This is a genomic window from Mesorhizobium sp. M7A.F.Ca.CA.001.10.2.1 (assembly GCF_003998575.1).
GTDB lineage: Bacteria > Pseudomonadota > Alphaproteobacteria > Rhizobiales > Rhizobiaceae > Mesorhizobium.
This window is the reverse complement of sequence record NZ_RZQY01000931.1, coordinates 1-1,751: the sequence shown is the minus strand read 5'-3', so window position 1 is coordinate 1,751 and position 1,751 is coordinate 1. Positions and strand designations below refer to the sequence as shown.

Annotated in this window: 2 protein-coding genes; both read left to right on the top strand. The window is 61.2% G+C overall.

Going from position 1 to position 1,751, the window contains the following annotated elements:
- The first annotated feature begins 287 nt into the window (after window positions 1-287).
- Window positions 288-1,475: a glycine C-acetyltransferase gene (locus tag EN964_RS33615; protein ID WP_127268536.1), complete on the top strand. Its 1,188-nt coding sequence runs from the start codon at window positions 288-290 to the stop codon at window positions 1,473-1,475.
- A 52-nt stretch (window positions 1,476-1,527) separates the two neighbouring features.
- Window positions 1,528-1,751 (top strand): alcohol dehydrogenase catalytic domain-containing protein (locus EN964_RS33610; protein WP_164776316.1); only part of this gene is annotated, 224 nt, incomplete at its 3' end.

Below are 1,751 nucleotides of genomic sequence, written 5' to 3'. Positions count from 1 at the left end.
CTTGTATGAGCACCATTGAACTGCAAACGTTAACAGGACCGGAAATCGACGGCTGCCCGGCGAGGGGCGGCTGTCGAAAGATCGCGAAATGGTTATCGGCTCGTTTAACGCCGTACCGGCATTTGAGCGGTCATCGGCCAGAACCCTTGTCGCGGCATCGTTTCCGCCGCCGCATGATGATCGACATCGGGGCGGCATCGTGCTGCTTGCCACCGATCCGGTCGTTTTTGCGATGGATTTTTCACGCGGACGAGACGACAGTCAGCCCACATCAAACGAGGCCGACCATGACCGCAGCATTCCTCTCCCACATCGACGGCGAGCTCGCGGGGCTCAAATCGGCAGGCCTCTACAAGTCGGAGCGGGTGATCACTTCGACGCAGTCGGCCGAGATCGAGGTCGGCGGCGACAAGGTGCTGAATTTCTGTGCCAACAACTATCTCGGCCTCGCCGATAGCGCCGATTTGCGCAATGCTGCCAAGCAGGCGCTCGACCGCTATGGCTACGGCATGGCATCGGTGCGCTTTATCTGCGGCACCCAGGAAGAGCACAAGCAGCTCGAATCCACGATTTCCTCTTTCCTCGGCATGGAAGACACCATCCTCTACGGCTCCTGTTTCGATGCCAATGGCGGCCTGTTCGAGACGCTGCTGGGCGAGGAAGACGCCATTATCTCGGATGCCTTGAATCATGCCTCGATCATCGATGGCGTGCGGCTGTCGAAGGCCAAACGTTTCCGCTACGCCAACAACGACATGGCCGATCTCGAGGCGCGACTGAAGGAAGCCCGGGACTGCCGCTTCCGGTTGATCGCCACCGACGGCGTGTTTTCGATGGATGGCATCATCGCCAATCTCACGGGTGTCTGCGACCTCGCCGAGAAATACGACGCCATGGTGATGGTCGACGACAGCCATGCCGTCGGCTTCGTCGGCCGAAACGGCCGCGGCTCGGCCGAACATTGCGGCGTCGAGGGCAGGGTCGACATCATCACCGGCACGCTCGGCAAGGCGCTTGGCGGGGCCTCCGGTGGCTACACCTCGGGCAAAGGCCAGGTGGTCGACTGGCTGCGCCAGCGCTCACGGCCGTATCTCTTCTCCAACACGCTCATGCCGGCGATCGCCGGCGCTTCGATCAAGGTGTTCGAACTGATCAAGGACGGCGATGGGCTGCGCAGCAAACTCTACGACAATGCGGCGCGCTTCCGGTCGCAGATGGGCAAGCTCGGCTTCACGCTGGCCGGAGCCGATCATCCGATCATACCGGTGATGCTGGGTGATGCCAGCCTGGCGCAGGAGATGGCCGCGCGCATGCTGAAGCGCGGCATTTACGTCATCGGCTTCTCCTTCCCGGTGGTGCCGAAAGGGCAGGCCCGCATCCGCACGCAAATGTCGGCGGCGCATTCCAGTGCGGATATTGACAGGGCGGTCGAGGCGTTTGCCGCCGTCGGGCGCGAACTCGGGGTCATTTCCTGAAAGGCTGGAATCGAAAAGCGATTCCGGATCAAGAGATTCAAGGGACAAAAGCATGTCGAACATGATGAAGGCGCTGGTGAAGGCCAAGGCCGAACCAGGCATCTGGATGGAAGAGGTGCCGGTGCCGGAGATCGGCCCCAACGACGTGCTGATCAAGATCAAGAAGACGGCGATCTGCGGCACCGACGTGCACATCTACAATTGGGACCAGTGGGCGCAGAAGACGGTGCCGCAGATCGCCGTCTTCTTGATCTTGATCAGCACGTCGTTGGGGCC